The sequence below is a fragment of the Stenotrophomonas sp. YJH_SMC_65 genome (genome assembly GCF_059369475.1).
This window is the reverse complement of the sequence record NZ_JCAFSR010000006.1, coordinates 56,480-70,917: the sequence shown is the minus strand read 5'-3', so window position 1 is coordinate 70,917 and position 14,438 is coordinate 56,480. Positions and strand designations below refer to the sequence as shown.

The window sequence follows — 14,438 nt, the reverse complement described above, 5'->3', positions numbered from 1 at the left end:
CACCTCACGTTCCTGCCCCGCTGACCGCCAGGCTGTTTGCATGACTCCCCCCGTATTGCTGCTGCATGGCATCTGGAATGCCCGTGCCTGGGTCGGGCCACTGGCCTGGCGCCTGCGCGCGCGTGGTTTCCAGGTACACGCGTTCGGCTATCCCTCGGTGTTCGGTGGCCCCGATGTGGCAGTGCCGCAGTTGCTGGAACGTCTGGCCGACGCCGGGCCGTTGTCGCTGGTCGGTCACAGCCTGGGCGGACTGCTGGCACTGGAGGCGCTGCGCCGCGATCCGCAGCTGCCAGTGCAGCGCGTGGTCTGCCTGGGCTCGCCGCTGCGCGGCAGTGGTACCGCGCGCTCGTTGTCCGATCATGGCTGGGGCCTGGCGCTGGGGCGCAGCAGCGAGCTGCTGCTGGACGGCCTGCCGGACTGGCAGGGCAAGGCCGAGGTTGGCCTGATCGCCGGTTCGGTGCCGCACGGGCTGGGCAGCCTGCTGGGCGCGATCGACGATGCGTCCGACGGCACCGTGGCCCTGGCCGAGACCCGCCTGCCGGGCCTGGCCGACCATTGCGTGGTGCGTACCAGCCACAGCGGCCTGGTGGTGTCGCCCGACGCCGCGCGGCAGACCGCGCATTTCCTGCGCCACGGCCACTTCGACCACAGCCGCGACGCGGCGGCGGCATAGGGGCAGGGCAGGCGGGGCCGCCTTGTAGCGCCGAGCCCATGCTCGGCTGCATTCCGTCGGGCCCATTGAGCCGAGCATTGGCCCGGCGCTACAACAATACGGGCCTAGACACGGTTGCAGCGCCCGATCAGGTAGAATCCGCGCCTTGATCCTGAAGCAGCCAGACGGTAGCACCCATGGGTAGAGGCCCCTCCATCGAAGCCCGCAAGAACGCGTCCGACGCGAAGCGCGGCAAGATTTTCACCAAGATCATCCGCGAGATCGGCGTTGCCGCGCGCGGCGGTGGAGGCGACCCCAACAACAACCCGCGCCTGCGCGTGGCGGTGGACAAGGGCCTGGCCGTGAACATGTCCAAGGACGTGATCGAGCGCGCCATCAAGAAGGCCACCGGTGAACTGGAAGGCGTCGATTACGAGGAAATCCGCTACGAGGGCTATGCCCCGGGTGGCGTGGCCGTGATCGTCGACTGCCTGACCGACAACCGCGTGCGCACCGTGGCCGACGTCCGCCATGCGTTCAGCAAGTGCGGCGGCAACATGGGCACCGAAGGCTCGGTGGCCTTCATGTTCAAGCGCCTGGGCGTGCTCAGCTTCGCCCCGGGTGCCGACGAGGAAGCCATCACCGAAGCAGCCATCGAGGCCGGCGCCGACGACATCGTGGTCTACCCCGATGACGGCTCGATCGACGTGGTCACCAGCCCTGACGCGTTCAACGCAGTCAAGGACGCAATGGTCGCCGCCGGGCATGTCGCCGACCACGCCGAGATCACCTTCCGCGCCGACAACGACATCAAGGTCGAAGGCGAGGTCGCCCTGCAGGTCAAGAAGCTGCTGGACATGCTCGAAGACCTGGACGACGTGCAGGACGTGTATTCCAACGCCGAACTCGGCGCCGACGCCTACGCCTGAGCCGTCCTCGACGGCCTGGGCGCGGGCCGTTGAACGGTCACCGCGGACAGTCATGAGCCCATACGCCTGCCAGCGCTCCCCGTTCCGCCCCGCCAGGAGCGCGGCATGACCCGCATCCTCGGCATCGACCCCGGTTCGCAGCGGACCGGGGTCGGCATCATCGATGTCGACGCCGCCGGCCGCGTCAGTTACGTGCACCACCAGCCGCTGGTGCTGCTGGGCGCCGACGACTTCCCGCAGCGCATGAAACTGCTGGTGCTGGGCTTGGCCGATCTGTGCCGCGAGTACCAGCCCAATGAAGTGGCCATCGAAAAGGTGTTCATGGCGCGCAATCCCGATTCGGCGCTGAAGCTGGGCCAGGCCCGCGGCGCGGCGATCTCGGCCGTGGTGCTGCGCGACCTGCCGGTGCACGAATACGCCGCCAGCGAGATCAAGCTCGCGGTGGTCGGGCGCGGTGGTGCCGAAAAGCAACAGGTTCAACACATGGTCGGGCTCATGCTCAACCTGAAAACCAAGCTGCAGGCCGACGCGGCCGACGCGTTGGCGGTGGCGATCACCCATGCCCACGTAAGGGCGACGGCCAACCGCCTGGGGCTCAGTGCCCGCCAGGCGTGGGGCCGCAAATGAGGAGCTGCACGCAATGATCGGTCGACTGCGCGGCATCGTCGCCTACAAGGCGCCGCCGTGGCTGGTGGTGGACGTGAACGGAGTGGGCTACGAACTGGAGGCGCCGATGAGCACCTTCTACGACCTGCCCGAGCTCGGCCGCGAGGTCACCCTGTACACCCATTACTCGCAGAAGGAAGACAGTGTCTCGCTGTACGGCTTCCTGCGCGAGGGCGAGCGGCGCCTGTTCCGCGACGTGCAGAAGGTCAGCGGCATCGGCGCGAAGATCGCGCTGGCCGTGCTGTCCGGTGTCAGCGTCGAAGAATTCGCGCGCATGGTCCAGGCCGGCGACATCACCGCGCTGACCCGCATCCCGGGTATCGGCAAGAAGACCGCCGAACGCATGGTGCTGGAACTGCGTGACCGCGCGGCCCAGTTCGGTGCCGGCGGCGCGCTGCCCACCGGCAGTGGTCCGGCCCCGGCCGATCCGCTGTCCGATGCCACCGTGGCCCTGCAGCAGCTGGGCTACAAGCCGGCCGAAGCGGCCCGCATGGCCCGCGATGCCTTCAATGAAGGCGACGAAGTGGCCACTGTGATCCGCAAGGCGCTGCAGTCCGCGCTGCGCTGAACCGCGTCCCTTTCCCCCAACCTACCGCCTGAGCTTCGCCAGGAGTCCCATGTCCAGCAGTCAAACCCCGCACGCAGCCGCCCCCGGCGGCCATGGCCACGCCCCCTCCACTGGAGGACTGGCGCTGGTCATCGGTGCGATCGGCGTGGTGTTCGGCGATATCGGTACCAGCCCGCTGTACACCCTGAAGGAAGCGTTCTCGCCACACTACGGGCTCAACAGCGACCACGACACCGTGCTGGGCGTGCTGTCGCTGGCGTTCTGGGCGCTGAACCTGGTGGTGACCCTGAAGTACGTCACCATCATCATGCGCGCCGACAACGATGGCGAAGGCGGCATCATGGCGCTGATGGCGCTGACCCAACGCACGCTGCGCAACGGCTCGCGCTCGGCTTATGTGGTGGGCATCCTCGGCATCTTCGGCGCCTCGCTGTTCTTCGGCGACGGCGTGATCACTCCGGCCATGTCCGTGCTCAGTGCGGTCGAAGGCCTGGAGGTGGCCGCGCCCGGACTTCATGTCTTCATCGTGCCGGTCACCCTGGTGGTGCTGCTGGCGGTGTTCGCCGCGCAACGCTTCGGTACCGAGAAGATCGGCAAGGCGTTCGGCCCGATCATGGCAATCTGGTTCGTGTCGCTGGCGGCAATCGGCATCTACAACATCGTCGATGCGCCCGAGGTGCTGAAGGCCTTCAACCCCTGGTGGGGCATCCGCTTCTTCATGGAGCACGGCTGGCACGGCATCTTCATTCTCGGTGCAGTGGTGCTGGCGGTGACCGGCGGCGAAGCGCTGTATGCGGACATGGGCCACTTCGGGCTGCGCCCGATCCGCCACGCCTGGTACTTCTTCGTGCTGCCGTGCCTGGTGCTGAACTACCTGGGGCAGGGCGCACTGGTGCTCAACCACCCCGAGGCCCTGAAGAATCCGTTCTTCGAGGCAGTGCCGTCGTGGGCGCTGTACCCGATGATCATCCTGGCCACCATGGCGGCGGTGATCGCCTCGCAGTCGGTCATCACCGGCGCGTTCTCGGTCTCGCGCCAGGCCATGCAGCTGGGCTACATCCCGCGCATGCGCATCAAGCACACCTCGCACGACACCATCGGCCAGATCTACATCCCGGGCATCAACTGGGGCATTGCGGTGATGGTGTTCGGGCTGGTGCTGGCGTTCCGCAGTTCGTCCAACCTGGCCGTGGCGTACGGCATTTCGGTGTCGGCCACGATGCTGATCGACACCCTGCTGCTGGCCGTGGTGGCGCGGACGTTGTGGCCGAAGTCGCGTGGCTGGCTGCTGCCGCTGTGCGTGGTGTTCTTCATCATCGACCTCGGCTTCGTCATCGCCAACGGCGCCAAGCTGCTGCAGGGCGCCTGGTTCCCGGTGGTGCTGGGCATCTTCCTGTTCACCATGATGCGCACCTGGCGCCGTGGCCGCGAGCTGCTGCGCGACGAGATCCGCAAGGACGGCATCCGCCTGGATACCTTCCTGCCGGGCCTGATGCTGGCCCCGCCGGTGCGCGTGCCGGGCACCGCGGTGTTCCTCACCGCCGACCCGACCGTGGCGCCGCATGCGCTGATGCACAACCTCAAGCACAACAAGGTGCTGCACGAGCGCAACGTGTTCCTGCACGTGGAAACCCTGCCGATCCCGTATGCGATGGAAGGGCAGCGGCTGAAGATCGAATCGGTGGGTGACGAGTTCTACCGCGTCTACGTGCGCTTCGGCTTCATGGAGACCCCGGACGTGCCGCTGGCGCTGATGCGCTCGTGCGACCACGGTGGCATCTATTTTGATCCGATGGACACTACCTTCTTCGCCAGCCGCGAGACCATCGTCGCCACCGCCAACCGCGGCATGCCGATCTGGCGTGACAAGCTGTTCGCGCTGATGCATCGCAACGCCGCCCCGGCCACCGGCTTCTTCCGGATTCCGGGCAACCGCCTGGTCGAACTCGGGGCCCAGGTCGAGATCTGACGCGCGCGGGGTCGGATCCCTTTTCCGCAGGAAAAGGGCTCTGACCCCATGTTCCCGGTGTTCGGTTCGGGGTCAGAGCCGTTTTCCTCTGGAAAACGGATCCGACCCCATACGCTTTTGCCGCATAATCAGCACATGACCGACGACCGCATCATCGGCGCCGGCGCCACCCGCGAGGATGACGCCGCCGACGCCAGCATCCGCCCCAGGCGCTTGGCCGACTACCTCGGCCAGGCCCCGGTGCGCGAGCAGCTGGAGATCTACATCGAAGCGGCCAAGGCCCGTGGCGACGCGCTCGACCATGTGCTGATCTTCGGGCCGCCCGGCCTGGGCAAGACCACGCTCAGCCACGTCATCGCCAACGAGCTGGGCGTGGCCCTGCGGGTGACCTCCGGCCCGGTGATCGAGAAGGCCGGCGACCTCGCTGCACTGCTGACCAACCTGCAGCCGCACGACGTGCTGTTCGTGGACGAGATCCACCGCCTGTCGCCGGTGGTCGAGGAAGTGCTGTACCCGGCGATGGAGGACTTCCAGATCGACATCATGATCGGCGAGGGCCCCGCCGCCCGTTCGATCAAGATCGACCTGCCGCCATTCACCCTGATTGGTGCCACCACCCGCGCCGGCCTGCTGACCGCGCCGCTGCGCGACCGCTTCGGCATCGTCCAGCGCCTGGAGTTCTACAGCGTCGAAGAGCTGACCCGGATCGTGCGCCGTTCGGCCACCATCCTCGGCATCGACTGCACCGCCGATGGCGCCGGCGAGATCGCGCGGCGCGCGCGCGGCACCCCGCGTATCGCCAATCGCCTGCTGCGCCGCGTGCGCGACTACGCGCAGGTGAAGGCCGGCGGCCACATCGACGAGGCCGTGGCACAGGCCGCGATGAAGATGCTCAAGGTCGATCCGGAGGGCTTCGACGAGCTCGACCGGCGCCTGCTGAAGACCCTGGTCGACTACTTCGACGGCGGCCCGGTCGGCATCGAATCGCTGGCCGCGGCGCTGTCCGAAGAGCGCGGCACGCTGGAAGACGTGGTCGAGCCGTACCTGATCCAGCAGGGCTTCCTGGTGCGTACCGCGCGCGGCCGCATGGCCACCCACAAGGCTTACCGGCACATGGGCCTGAAGCCGAAGAACCCGCCGCAGGACCTGTTCGCGGAGGTTCCCGATGTCGGTTGAGCCCCGATTCAGTTGGCCGACACGCATTTACTGGGAAGATACCGACGCAGGTGGCGTGGTCTACCACGCCCGCTACGTGGCCTTCATGGAACGGGCCCGGACCGAATGGATGCGTGCGCTCGGCTACGGCCAGGAGCGCATGCGCGCCGAGCACGGGATGGTCTTCGCGGTGCGCTCGATGCAGATGGATTTCATCAGGCCGGCACGGCTGGATGACACCCTGCAGGTGACTGCCCGCCTGGTCCAGCTGAAGAAGGCCAGCATGGTCTTCGACCAGCAGATCCTGCGCGACGGCGAGCTGCTGCTGTCCGCGCAGGTCCGCATCGCCGCACTGGAAGCGGCCAGTTTCCGCCCTCGTGGCATGGACGATGCCGTCCTTGCCGTGCTGCAACCCCACCTCCACCCCGAATCCGAACATTGAGGAACAACGGATGATCGCAACGCTCCTGGCCCTGCAGGCCACGGTCACCGAGGCACTGCCGGCCGACGTCAGCAACGCCGCGACACAGACCCTTGCCCAGGCCACCACCGGCGGCGGCATCAACTACCTCGAACTGATGGCCAAGGCCAGCCTGCCGGTGAAGATCATCGTGCTGCTGCTGCTGGTCGGCTCGTTCGTCAGCTGGGTGATCATTTTCCGCAAGGCCCGCGTGTTCAAGCAGGCCACCCGCGAAGCCGACGAGTTCGAGAACCGCTTCTGGTCCGGCGCCGACCTGGGCAAGCTGTACAGCGCAGCCACCGACCGCAGCCGCAGCGTGACCGGCCTGGAAGCCATCTTCGAAGCCGGTTTCCGCGAGTACACCCGCCTGCGCGACAAGCGCCGGCTGGATGGCCGTGCGCAGCTTGAAGGCGCGCAGCGCGCCATGCGCACCACCTACACCCGTGAAGTGGACCAGCTCGAGCGCAACCTGGAGCTGCTGGCCAACATCGGCTCGACTGCCCCGTACGTGGGCCTGGTCGGTACCGTGTTCGGCATCATGGTGACCATGCACGACATGATCAGCAGCGGTGCCCAGGCCGGTATCGCCGCCGTCGCGCCGGGCATCTCCGAGGCACTGTTCGCCACCGCCATCGGCCTGTTCGTGGCGATCCCGGCGGTGTGGGCCTACAACCGCTTCACCACCCGCGTGGAGCGCATGTCGGTGCGGTTCGAGACCTTCGCCGAAGAGTTCAGCTCCATCCTGCAGCGCCAGAGCGCTGGCGACGAGTAAGCGCCTGACCCGGGAGTCCAAGCCATGTCCGCTGCCATCGGTCGCCGCAAGCGCCGCAAGCTGAAATCGGAAATCAACGTCGTTCCCTACATCGACGTCATGCTGGTGCTGCTGATCATCTTCATGGTCACCGCACCGCTGCTCACCCTGAGCTTCGACGTCGACCTGCCGCAGTCCAACGCCAAGGCGCTGGAGAGCAAGCAGGACCCGGTGATCGTCTCGGTGCGCCAGGACGGCCAGCTCAGCCTGAAGCTGCCCGACGCCAAGGAGCCGACCGCCGTGTCGGCCGAGGAACTGGAAGGCCGCCTGGCCGGCATCGCCGCCCAGGACAAGGGCGTGCGCGTGATCGTCGCCGCCGACCGCGCCGTGGCCTATGAGAAGGTCATTGCCGCGATGGACGTGATCAAGCGCGCCAAGGTAGACAAGGTAGGCCTGGCCACCGATGCACGCTGACGCCCTGCCACCCCCGCATCAGCGCGAACCCGGCTGGGGTCTGCCCCTGGCGCTGGCGTTGCTGGTGCACTTGCTGGTCGCGCTGGTCTTCATCGTGGCCTGGCTGTGGTCGCCCCAGCGCAACACCGATGCCGCCGCTGGCGACCCCTCGGTCGAGGCCAGCCTGGCGCTGTCCGCCTCCGAGGCGTCCGCCGCACGCCAGGCGCTGCGCCAGTCAGAGAAGCTGGAGGACCTGCCGCCGCCGGTCGCCGAGCCGATCCCGGTGCCGGAAGACACCATTCCGCCACCGCAGCCGATTCCCGAGCCGCGCCCGCAGGACGCGCCCACGCCCCAGCAGCAACAGGCGCAGGAGCGTGTTGCGCAGCCGGACACCAAGGACCAGGAAGCGGTGAGCGCACTGGCCATCTCGCAGGAGAAGGCCAAGCAGGAACAGGAAGCCAAGCGCCGCCAGGAGCAGATCGACCTGACCGAACGCAAGCGCCAGGAAGAAGCGGAGCAGAAGCTGCGCCTGGCCAAGCAGCAGGAAGCGGACGAGAAGAAGAAGCAGGCCGAGCAGGAGCGCGTCGCGGCTGACAAGGCCGAGGCCGAGAAGCAGAAGAAGATCGCCGAGATCCGTGCCCGCCGCGAGCAGGCCGAGAAGGAAGCCAAGCTGGCCGAGCGGAAGCTGCGCGAGGTCGCCGCCGCGCGCAATGCCGCAGGCAGTGCCGCTGCCGGCTCCAGCGGCGCTTCCCAGCCGGCGGCCGGTGGTGGTGGCAACAGCGACGATCTTTCAGCCAAGTACGCCGCAGCGATCCAGGCCAAGGTGCTGTCGCAGTGGGTGCGCCCGGATACGGTGCCGCTGGGCCAGCGTTGCCAGATCACCATCACCCAGATTCCGGGCGGCACGGTGATGCAGGCCAAGGTCAGCCCGAACTGCCCCTATGACGAGGCCGGCAAGCGTTCGATCGAGGCCGCGGTGCTCAATGCGCAGCCACTGCCGTACCGCGGCTTCGAGTCGGTGTTCGCGCGTACGCTCAACTTCACCTTTACCGCCCAGGATCGCTGAGGCGGGCAGGGCAGGGGTGGCCTCGGGCCACTCCTGCCCACGGATGTCGCGCTTGCCTCTGGCGTGCTCGGTTTCGGCCGGGCAGGCTGCAGGCTGCTGTCGAACACCGCCCCGAGGGGCGGCGTGACCGGGGCAGGCAGGTGCGATGTTGGCCACGACGTTAACGGTGCGTGAGAGGACGGGCTGGAACTGACCCGGAATTCACGTACCCTTGGTTCATGATTGCGAAGCGGTTCACTCCTGCTTTGTTATCCCTCGTTCCGGTTTCCCCCTATTGAGCGCTCCATGAAAAAGATGCCTCGCTGGCTTGCCGTGTTTGCGGCCCTGTTGCTGCCCTTTGCTGCCGTCGCGCAGCAGAAGGGGCTGGATATCGACATCATCGGCGGCAATGCCTCCGCCCTGCCGATCACCATCGTGCCGATGCCCTACCAGGGTTCGTCGGCCGCTCCGCAGACCGACGTCGCCGGCGTGGTCCGCGCCGACCTGGAGCGTTCGGGCCAGTTCCGCACGCTGCCGGAAGCGCAGATCGTCGAGAAGCCCGTGCGTGGCGGTGACATCCAGTTCGCCACCTGGCGCGCGCTGAAGCAGAACTACATCGTGGTCGGCCGCGTGCTCGATGCCGGTGCCGGTGCCTACCGCGTCGAGTACGAACTGTTCGACGTGCCCAAGGGCGAGCGCCTGCTGGGCCTGGCGATGACCGCCCGTGGCAACGCCATGCGCGACGTCGCCCACCAGATGGCCGACGCCATCTACGAGAAGATCACCGGCGTGCGCGGCGCCTTCTGGACCCGCATCGCCTACGTGACCGCCAGCGGCAAGGGCGATGCCATGCGCTATGCGCTGATGGTGGCCGACTCCGACGGCTACAACCCGCAGACCATCGTGCGTTCGGCCGAGCCGCTGCTGTCGCCGTCGTGGAGCCCGGATGGCAGCAAGCTGGCCTACGTCAGCTTCGAGCGTGGCAATTCGGCGATCTACATCCAGAACATCGGCACCGGTGCGCGCGAACTGGTCACCAGCTTCCGCGGCATCAACAGCGCCCCGGCGTTCTCGCCGGATGGCCGCAAGCTGGCCCTGACCCTGTCGCGTTCGGGCAACCCGGAAATCTACGTGATGGACCTGGGCAGCAAGCAGCTGACCCAGCTGACCAACCACTTCGCCATCGACACCGAGCCGACCTGGGCGCCGGATGGCAGCGCGGTGTACTTCACCTCCGACCGCGGCGGCCGCCCGCAGGTCTACAAGGTCGGCGCCGGTGGTGGCAGTGCCGAGCGCGTGACCTTCCAGGGCAACTACAATGCCAAGCCCTCGGTGTCCTACGACGGCAAGAAGATCGCCGTTGCGCAGGGCTCGGGCAACAGCTACAAGATCGCGATGATGGACAGCTCGCTGGGTTCGCCCCGCTGGAGCACGCTGTCCCCGGGTTCGCTGGATGAATCTCCGAGCTTTGCGCCCAACGCAAGCATGGTGTTGTACGCCGCCCGCGAGGGTGGCCGTGGTGTGCTGTACGCCGTTTCCGCCGATGCGCGCGTGCGCCAGCGGTTGGTTCTGGCTGACGGAGATGTGCGCGAACCGGCATGGTCCCCATACCGTACCCAGCGCTAAAAGAGTGTTAATATTTTCGCTGTCTTGAACCCCTCATCGGCCTAGGAGCCACAAAGGTATCGCCATGAACAAGTCCACCCGCGTTCTGCTTGTTTCCCTGCTGTCTGTGGCCGTCCTGGCCGGTTGCTCGAAGAAGGTGAAGGAAGAGCCGGCAACCCCGGTCGACACCGGCACCTCCACCACCACCCCGACCGGTCCGTCGACCTCCGGCCTGTACGGCCCGGGCGACCTGGACACCGACGCTTGCCTGCGCCAGCGCGTTGTCTACTTCGACCTGGACAAGGAAGACGTGAAGCCGGAATTCCAGGCCATCATGGCTTGCCACGCCAAGTACCTGCGTGACCGTCCGTCCTCGCGCATCACCCTGCAGGGCCACACCGACGAACGCGGTTCGCGCGCGTACAACCAGGCCCTGGGTGAGCGTCGTGGCAACGGCGTCAACTCGGCCCTGCAGGCCAACGGTGGCTCGGCTTCGCAGCTGACCGTCGTGTCCTACGGTGAAGAGCGTCCGGTCTGCACCGAGTCGAACGAGTCCTGCTGGTCGCAGAACCGTCGCGTCGAAATCGTCTACACCGCGCAGTAATCCATGCGCATTGGCATCAAACTGATGCTGGTCGTTGCGGCAGCCCTCGTGGCTGCCGCACCGGCGCATGCACAGCGACAGAGCCTGGCCGACCGTGTCGGCGCGCTCGAGCAGCAGATGTACAACAACAGCGCCAACCAGGACCTGTTGAACCAGATCAATCAGCTGCGGCAGCAGGTCACCAGCCTGCAGGCCTCGATCGAGCAGTTGCAGCACGACAACGCCCAGCTCAAGCAGTCCGCCCAGGACCAGTACCTGGATCTGGACAGCCGCCTGAACCGGTTGGAAGGGGGCAATGCCGCCCCGGCCCTGCCGCCCGTTCCGGCGAGCGCGCCGAAGGCCGCACCGGCCCCGGCAAAACCCGCAGCGGCGGCCACTTCCGAGCGGCCGCCTTCCGTCCACGGTGATGCCGGCAGTCTTGCCGCCACCGGCGACGAGCGCACCTCCTACAACGTCGCCTTCGATTCGCTGAAGGCCGGCAAGTACGATGATTCGGCGCAGTTGTTCCTGAGCTTCCTGCAGCTGTACCCGAACGGCGTCTACGCGCCGAACGCGCTGTACTGGCTGGGCGAGAGCTACTACGCCACCCGCAACTTCCCGATGGCCGAGACCCAGTTCCGCGAACTGCTCTCGCGCTATCCGACCCACGACAAGGCCGCCGGCGGCCTGCTCAAGGTCGGCCTCTCGCAGTATGGCGAGGGCAAGGTCGACCAGGCCCAGCAGACGCTGGAGGCCGTCGTGGCGCAGTACCCCGGCTCGGACGCCGCGCGCACCGCGCAGGACCGTCTGCAGTCCATCCGCCTCGGCAAGCAGATCCGCTGACCCGGCGTACAATAGGTGCCCTGTAGAGCCGAGCCCACGCTCGGCTGCTTTCGTTTCCGGTTCGGCAAACCCGCCCGGATCCGGCAGCGCCGGGCCCTGTCTGCCCGGTTGTTTTCGTAGAGCCGAGCCATGCTCGGCTGCGTTCGTTACCGGCCACGGTAGCCCACCCGCCACGTGTCCCACCAAGAAGTACCCGCCATGACCGCCGTTACTCCGTCCAGCGCCGCCGCCACGCCCAGTGAGATCGTGCAGTCGCCCCTGCCACGCCTGAAGATCACCGAGATCTTCACCTCGCTGCAGGGCGAAGCCGATACCGCCGGCTGGCCAACCGTGTTCGTGCGCCTGACCGGCTGCCCGCTGCGTTGCCAGTACTGCGACACCGCCTATGCCTTCCACGGCGGCACCTGGTGGGATATCGACGAAATCGTGGCCGAGGTGCTGGCCCAGGGCGTGCGCCACGTCTGCGTGACCGGTGGCGAGCCGTTGGCGCAGAAGCGCTGCCTGGTGCTGTTGGAAAAGCTGTGCGATGCCGGCATGGACGTCTCGCTGGAAACTTCCGGTGCGCTGGACGTCAGCGCGGTGGACCCGCGGGTGTCGCGCGTCGTCGACATCAAGACGCCGGGTTCGGCCGAAGCCGCCCGCAACCGCCTGGAAAACCTGCCGCTGCTGACCGCCCGCGACCAGATCAAGTTCGTCATCTGCAACCGCGAGGATTACGACTGGGCCAAGGCGATGGTCGCCGGGCACGGCCTGGTGCAGCGCTGCACCGTGTTCTTCTCGCCCAGCAAGGGCGAGATCACCGCGCGGCAGCTGGCCGACTGGATTGTCGAAGACCGGCTGCCGGTGCGCTTCCAGATGCAGTTGCATAAAATCCTGTGGAACGACGAGCCGGGCCGATGAGCCGGCGCAGCGTTCCCTGATGTAACTCCGGCGCGGGACAGCGTGCTGGCTTTCCCCTCCCAACCGGATGTTTTTCCCATGAAGAAGGCAGTCGTGCTTCTCTCCGGCGGCATGGATTCAGCCGCCGTCATCGCCATGGCCCAGGAACAGGGCTTCGCCGTGCATGCCCTGAGCGTGCGCTATGGCCAGCGCCATACCTCCGAACTGGACGCTGCCGCCCGCGTGGCCAAGGCCCAGGGCGTGGTCGCGCACAAGACCGTGGACGTGGACCTGCGCAGCATCGGCGGCTCGGCACTGACCGACGACATCGACGTGCCGGAGGCCGGCGGTGCCGGCATTCCGGTCACCTATGTGCCGGCGCGCAACACCATCATGCTGTCGCTGGCCCTGGGCTGGGCCGAAGTGCTTGGCGCCAACGACATCTTCTGCGGCGTCAACGCCGTGGATTACTCCGGCTACCCGGACTGCCGCCCCGAGTTCGTGGCGGCGTTCCAGGCGCTGGCCAACCTGGCCACCAAGTCGGGCGTGGAAGGTGCGGGCATCAAGGTGCACGCACCGCTGCAGTTCCTCAGCAAGGGCCAGATCGTCAGCGAAGGCGTGCGCCTGGGCGTGGACTTCGGCCTGACCGTGTCCTGCTACAACGCCGACGCTCACGGCGCCGCCTGCGGTCATTGCGATGCCTGCCGCCTGCGCGCGCAGGGCTTTGCCGAGGCCGGAGTGCCCGACCCCACGCTGTACGCCTGACCGCGTCTGGTAGAGCTGGCCGCTGGCCGGCTTCACTGCAGGTGCGAACCGCCCCTCTTGGTGGGTGCAAGCCGCCCCCTCTCGGTGGGTGCGCCCGCCCCCCTCTCGGTGGGTGCGAACCGTTGGTTCGCACTCCTTGACCTACCGGGCCTGCAACCATCCCGATGCCTCGATGAAGCCGCGCACCGCGTCCGGATCGGCGTAGTCCAGTTCGATCATCCGCGCGATGGCGGCCCCCTCGTCGGTCTGTTGGCGCATGTACTCCTGCGCGATGCGGTATCCGGCGTAGTAGCCCAGATCACTCACCCCGAACGGATTGCGCGCGCTGTTGTACAGCCAGTTGTCCAGGCTGTCACCGTGCATCTCGGCAAGGAAGCGCGTGCGGATTTGTGCCTCGTGCGCGGGCCCATAGGCGTACAGCGGCAGTGCCGGACGGCGACCGCTGATGCGCTCTGCCACGTATTCGGCCACGCCTTCGCGTACTGCGTACTGGGCCAGGCTGCCGGTGGTCTCGCGCTGCTGGGTATGCACGTACTCGTGCAGGTTGTTCTGCGCGTTGTTCGTACCGGGGCGGCTGTCGTAGAAGATCCGCAGGCGGCCGCGCATCGGCGCGGGCAGCTCGCTTACGTCCACGCGCTCATCGCCCAGCGCCATCTCCGCCCCGATCAACACCTTGTCGCCCAACGTGGTGCCGCCGGTACGCAGCACGCCCATCGCGTAGGTGATGGTGGCCGGACGCAGTGCAGGGTAGAGCGCGCGGAACGCGTCCAGGTCCCGGTCCAGCGTGGCGCTGGCCTGCTGCGCGTTCGCAGTCAACGGCCGTACCGAAGTCCAGAAGCGTGGCCATGACTGCATGGCCTCGGCGTATTCGCGGGCCGTGTAGTTGCGGACCTGCATCAGTGCATGCAGTCCGGGGCTGCCGGGATCGATGTAGCGTTGCTGGACCAGCACCACGCGGCGTTCGGCATCAGGTTCGGCGCGCACCGCGTCATAGGTGGCCCAGAAGCGGGCGATGTCGTCAGTGACGACCTGGGACGTCGAGGCCACTGCTGTGCAGGGCAACAGCAGGATGGCGATCAGACAGCAGGTGAGGCGCATCCGTGGCTCCGGGTGGT

The 14,438-nt window shown here is 67.2% G+C and carries 16 protein-coding genes; 15 read left to right on the top strand and 1 reads right to left on the bottom strand.

Features of this window, described 5'->3' with window-relative positions:
- Positions 1-40 precede the first annotated feature (40 nt).
- From AC5P7A_RS12675 to queC, 15 genes are all read left to right on the top strand, one after another.
- Positions 41-673, top strand: coding sequence for an esterase/lipase family protein (locus AC5P7A_RS12675; RefSeq protein ID WP_032958946.1), 633 nt, complete (start codon positions 41-43; stop codon positions 671-673).
- A gap of 176 nt (positions 674-849) precedes the next feature.
- Positions 850-1,581, top strand: coding sequence for a YebC/PmpR family DNA-binding transcriptional regulator (locus tag AC5P7A_RS12670; RefSeq protein WP_014648165.1), 732 nt, complete (start codon positions 850-852; stop codon positions 1,579-1,581).
- Between the two features lie 105 nt (positions 1,582-1,686).
- Positions 1,687-2,208, top strand: coding sequence for a crossover junction endodeoxyribonuclease RuvC (gene ruvC, locus AC5P7A_RS12665; protein ID WP_014648164.1), 522 nt, complete (start codon positions 1,687-1,689; stop codon positions 2,206-2,208).
- A gap of 13 nt (positions 2,209-2,221) precedes the next feature.
- Positions 2,222-2,815, top strand: a complete 594-nt coding sequence (gene ruvA, locus AC5P7A_RS12660; protein WP_014648163.1) for a Holliday junction branch migration protein RuvA — start codon at positions 2,222-2,224, stop codon at positions 2,813-2,815.
- Between the two features lie 49 nt (positions 2,816-2,864).
- Positions 2,865-4,784, top strand: coding sequence for a potassium transporter Kup (locus tag AC5P7A_RS12655; protein ID WP_075075726.1), 1,920 nt, complete (start codon positions 2,865-2,867; stop codon positions 4,782-4,784).
- Between the two features lie 135 nt (positions 4,785-4,919).
- A complete protein-coding gene (ruvB, locus tag AC5P7A_RS12650; RefSeq protein ID WP_014648161.1) occupies positions 4,920-5,960 on the top strand; it encodes a Holliday junction branch migration DNA helicase RuvB in 1,041 nt (346 codons plus the stop codon).
- The gene (ybgC, locus tag AC5P7A_RS12645; RefSeq protein WP_014648160.1) at positions 5,950-6,381 is read left to right on the top strand and encodes a tol-pal system-associated acyl-CoA thioesterase; all 432 of its coding nucleotides are present in this window, start codon (positions 5,950-5,952) and stop codon (positions 6,379-6,381) included. The genes ruvB and ybgC overlap by 11 nt, the downstream gene beginning before the upstream one ends.
- A gap of 10 nt (positions 6,382-6,391) precedes the next feature.
- Positions 6,392-7,171, top strand: coding sequence for a protein TolQ (tolQ, locus tag AC5P7A_RS12640; RefSeq protein WP_005410752.1), 780 nt, complete (start codon positions 6,392-6,394; stop codon positions 7,169-7,171).
- Between the two features lie 24 nt (positions 7,172-7,195).
- Positions 7,196-7,624, top strand: a complete 429-nt coding sequence (gene tolR, locus AC5P7A_RS12635) for a protein TolR (RefSeq protein ID WP_005410751.1) — start codon at positions 7,196-7,198, stop codon at positions 7,622-7,624.
- Complete coding sequence (tolA, locus tag AC5P7A_RS12630) at positions 7,614-8,669, top strand: cell envelope integrity protein TolA (protein ID WP_014648159.1); 1,056 nt, start codon at positions 7,614-7,616, stop codon at positions 8,667-8,669. Before tolR ends, tolA begins: the two co-directional genes overlap by 11 nt.
- A 285-nt stretch (positions 8,670-8,954) precedes the next feature.
- Positions 8,955-10,274: a Tol-Pal system beta propeller repeat protein TolB gene (gene tolB, locus AC5P7A_RS12625; RefSeq protein ID WP_014038220.1), complete on the top strand. Its 1,320-nt coding sequence runs from the start codon at positions 8,955-8,957 to the stop codon at positions 10,272-10,274.
- Positions 10,275-10,338: 64 nt separating this feature from the next.
- The gene (gene pal, locus AC5P7A_RS12620) at positions 10,339-10,857 is read left to right on the top strand and encodes a peptidoglycan-associated lipoprotein Pal (RefSeq protein WP_014648158.1); all 519 of its coding nucleotides are present in this window, start codon (positions 10,339-10,341) and stop codon (positions 10,855-10,857) included.
- Between the two features lie 3 nt (positions 10,858-10,860).
- The gene (gene ybgF, locus AC5P7A_RS12615; protein ID WP_049406165.1) at positions 10,861-11,679 is read left to right on the top strand and encodes a tol-pal system protein YbgF; all 819 of its coding nucleotides are present in this window, start codon (positions 10,861-10,863) and stop codon (positions 11,677-11,679) included.
- A 198-nt stretch (positions 11,680-11,877) separates the two neighbouring features.
- Positions 11,878-12,579 carry a 7-carboxy-7-deazaguanine synthase QueE gene (gene queE / locus AC5P7A_RS12610; RefSeq protein WP_495220189.1) on the top strand — a complete coding sequence of 234 codons (702 nt, stop codon included), beginning with the start codon at positions 11,878-11,880 and terminating at the stop codon, positions 12,577-12,579.
- 78 nt (positions 12,580-12,657) lie between these two features.
- Positions 12,658-13,323: a 7-cyano-7-deazaguanine synthase QueC gene (queC, locus tag AC5P7A_RS12605; protein WP_032958954.1), complete on the top strand. Its 666-nt coding sequence runs from the start codon at positions 12,658-12,660 to the stop codon at positions 13,321-13,323.
- Positions 13,324-13,464: 141 nt separating this feature from the next.
- On the opposite strand, the gene AC5P7A_RS12600 is transcribed toward queC, so the two are convergent.
- Positions 13,465-14,421, bottom strand: coding sequence for a DUF2268 domain-containing putative Zn-dependent protease (locus tag AC5P7A_RS12600; RefSeq protein ID WP_495220188.1), 957 nt, complete (start codon positions 14,419-14,421; stop codon positions 13,465-13,467).
- Positions 14,422-14,438: the final 17 nt, after the last annotated feature.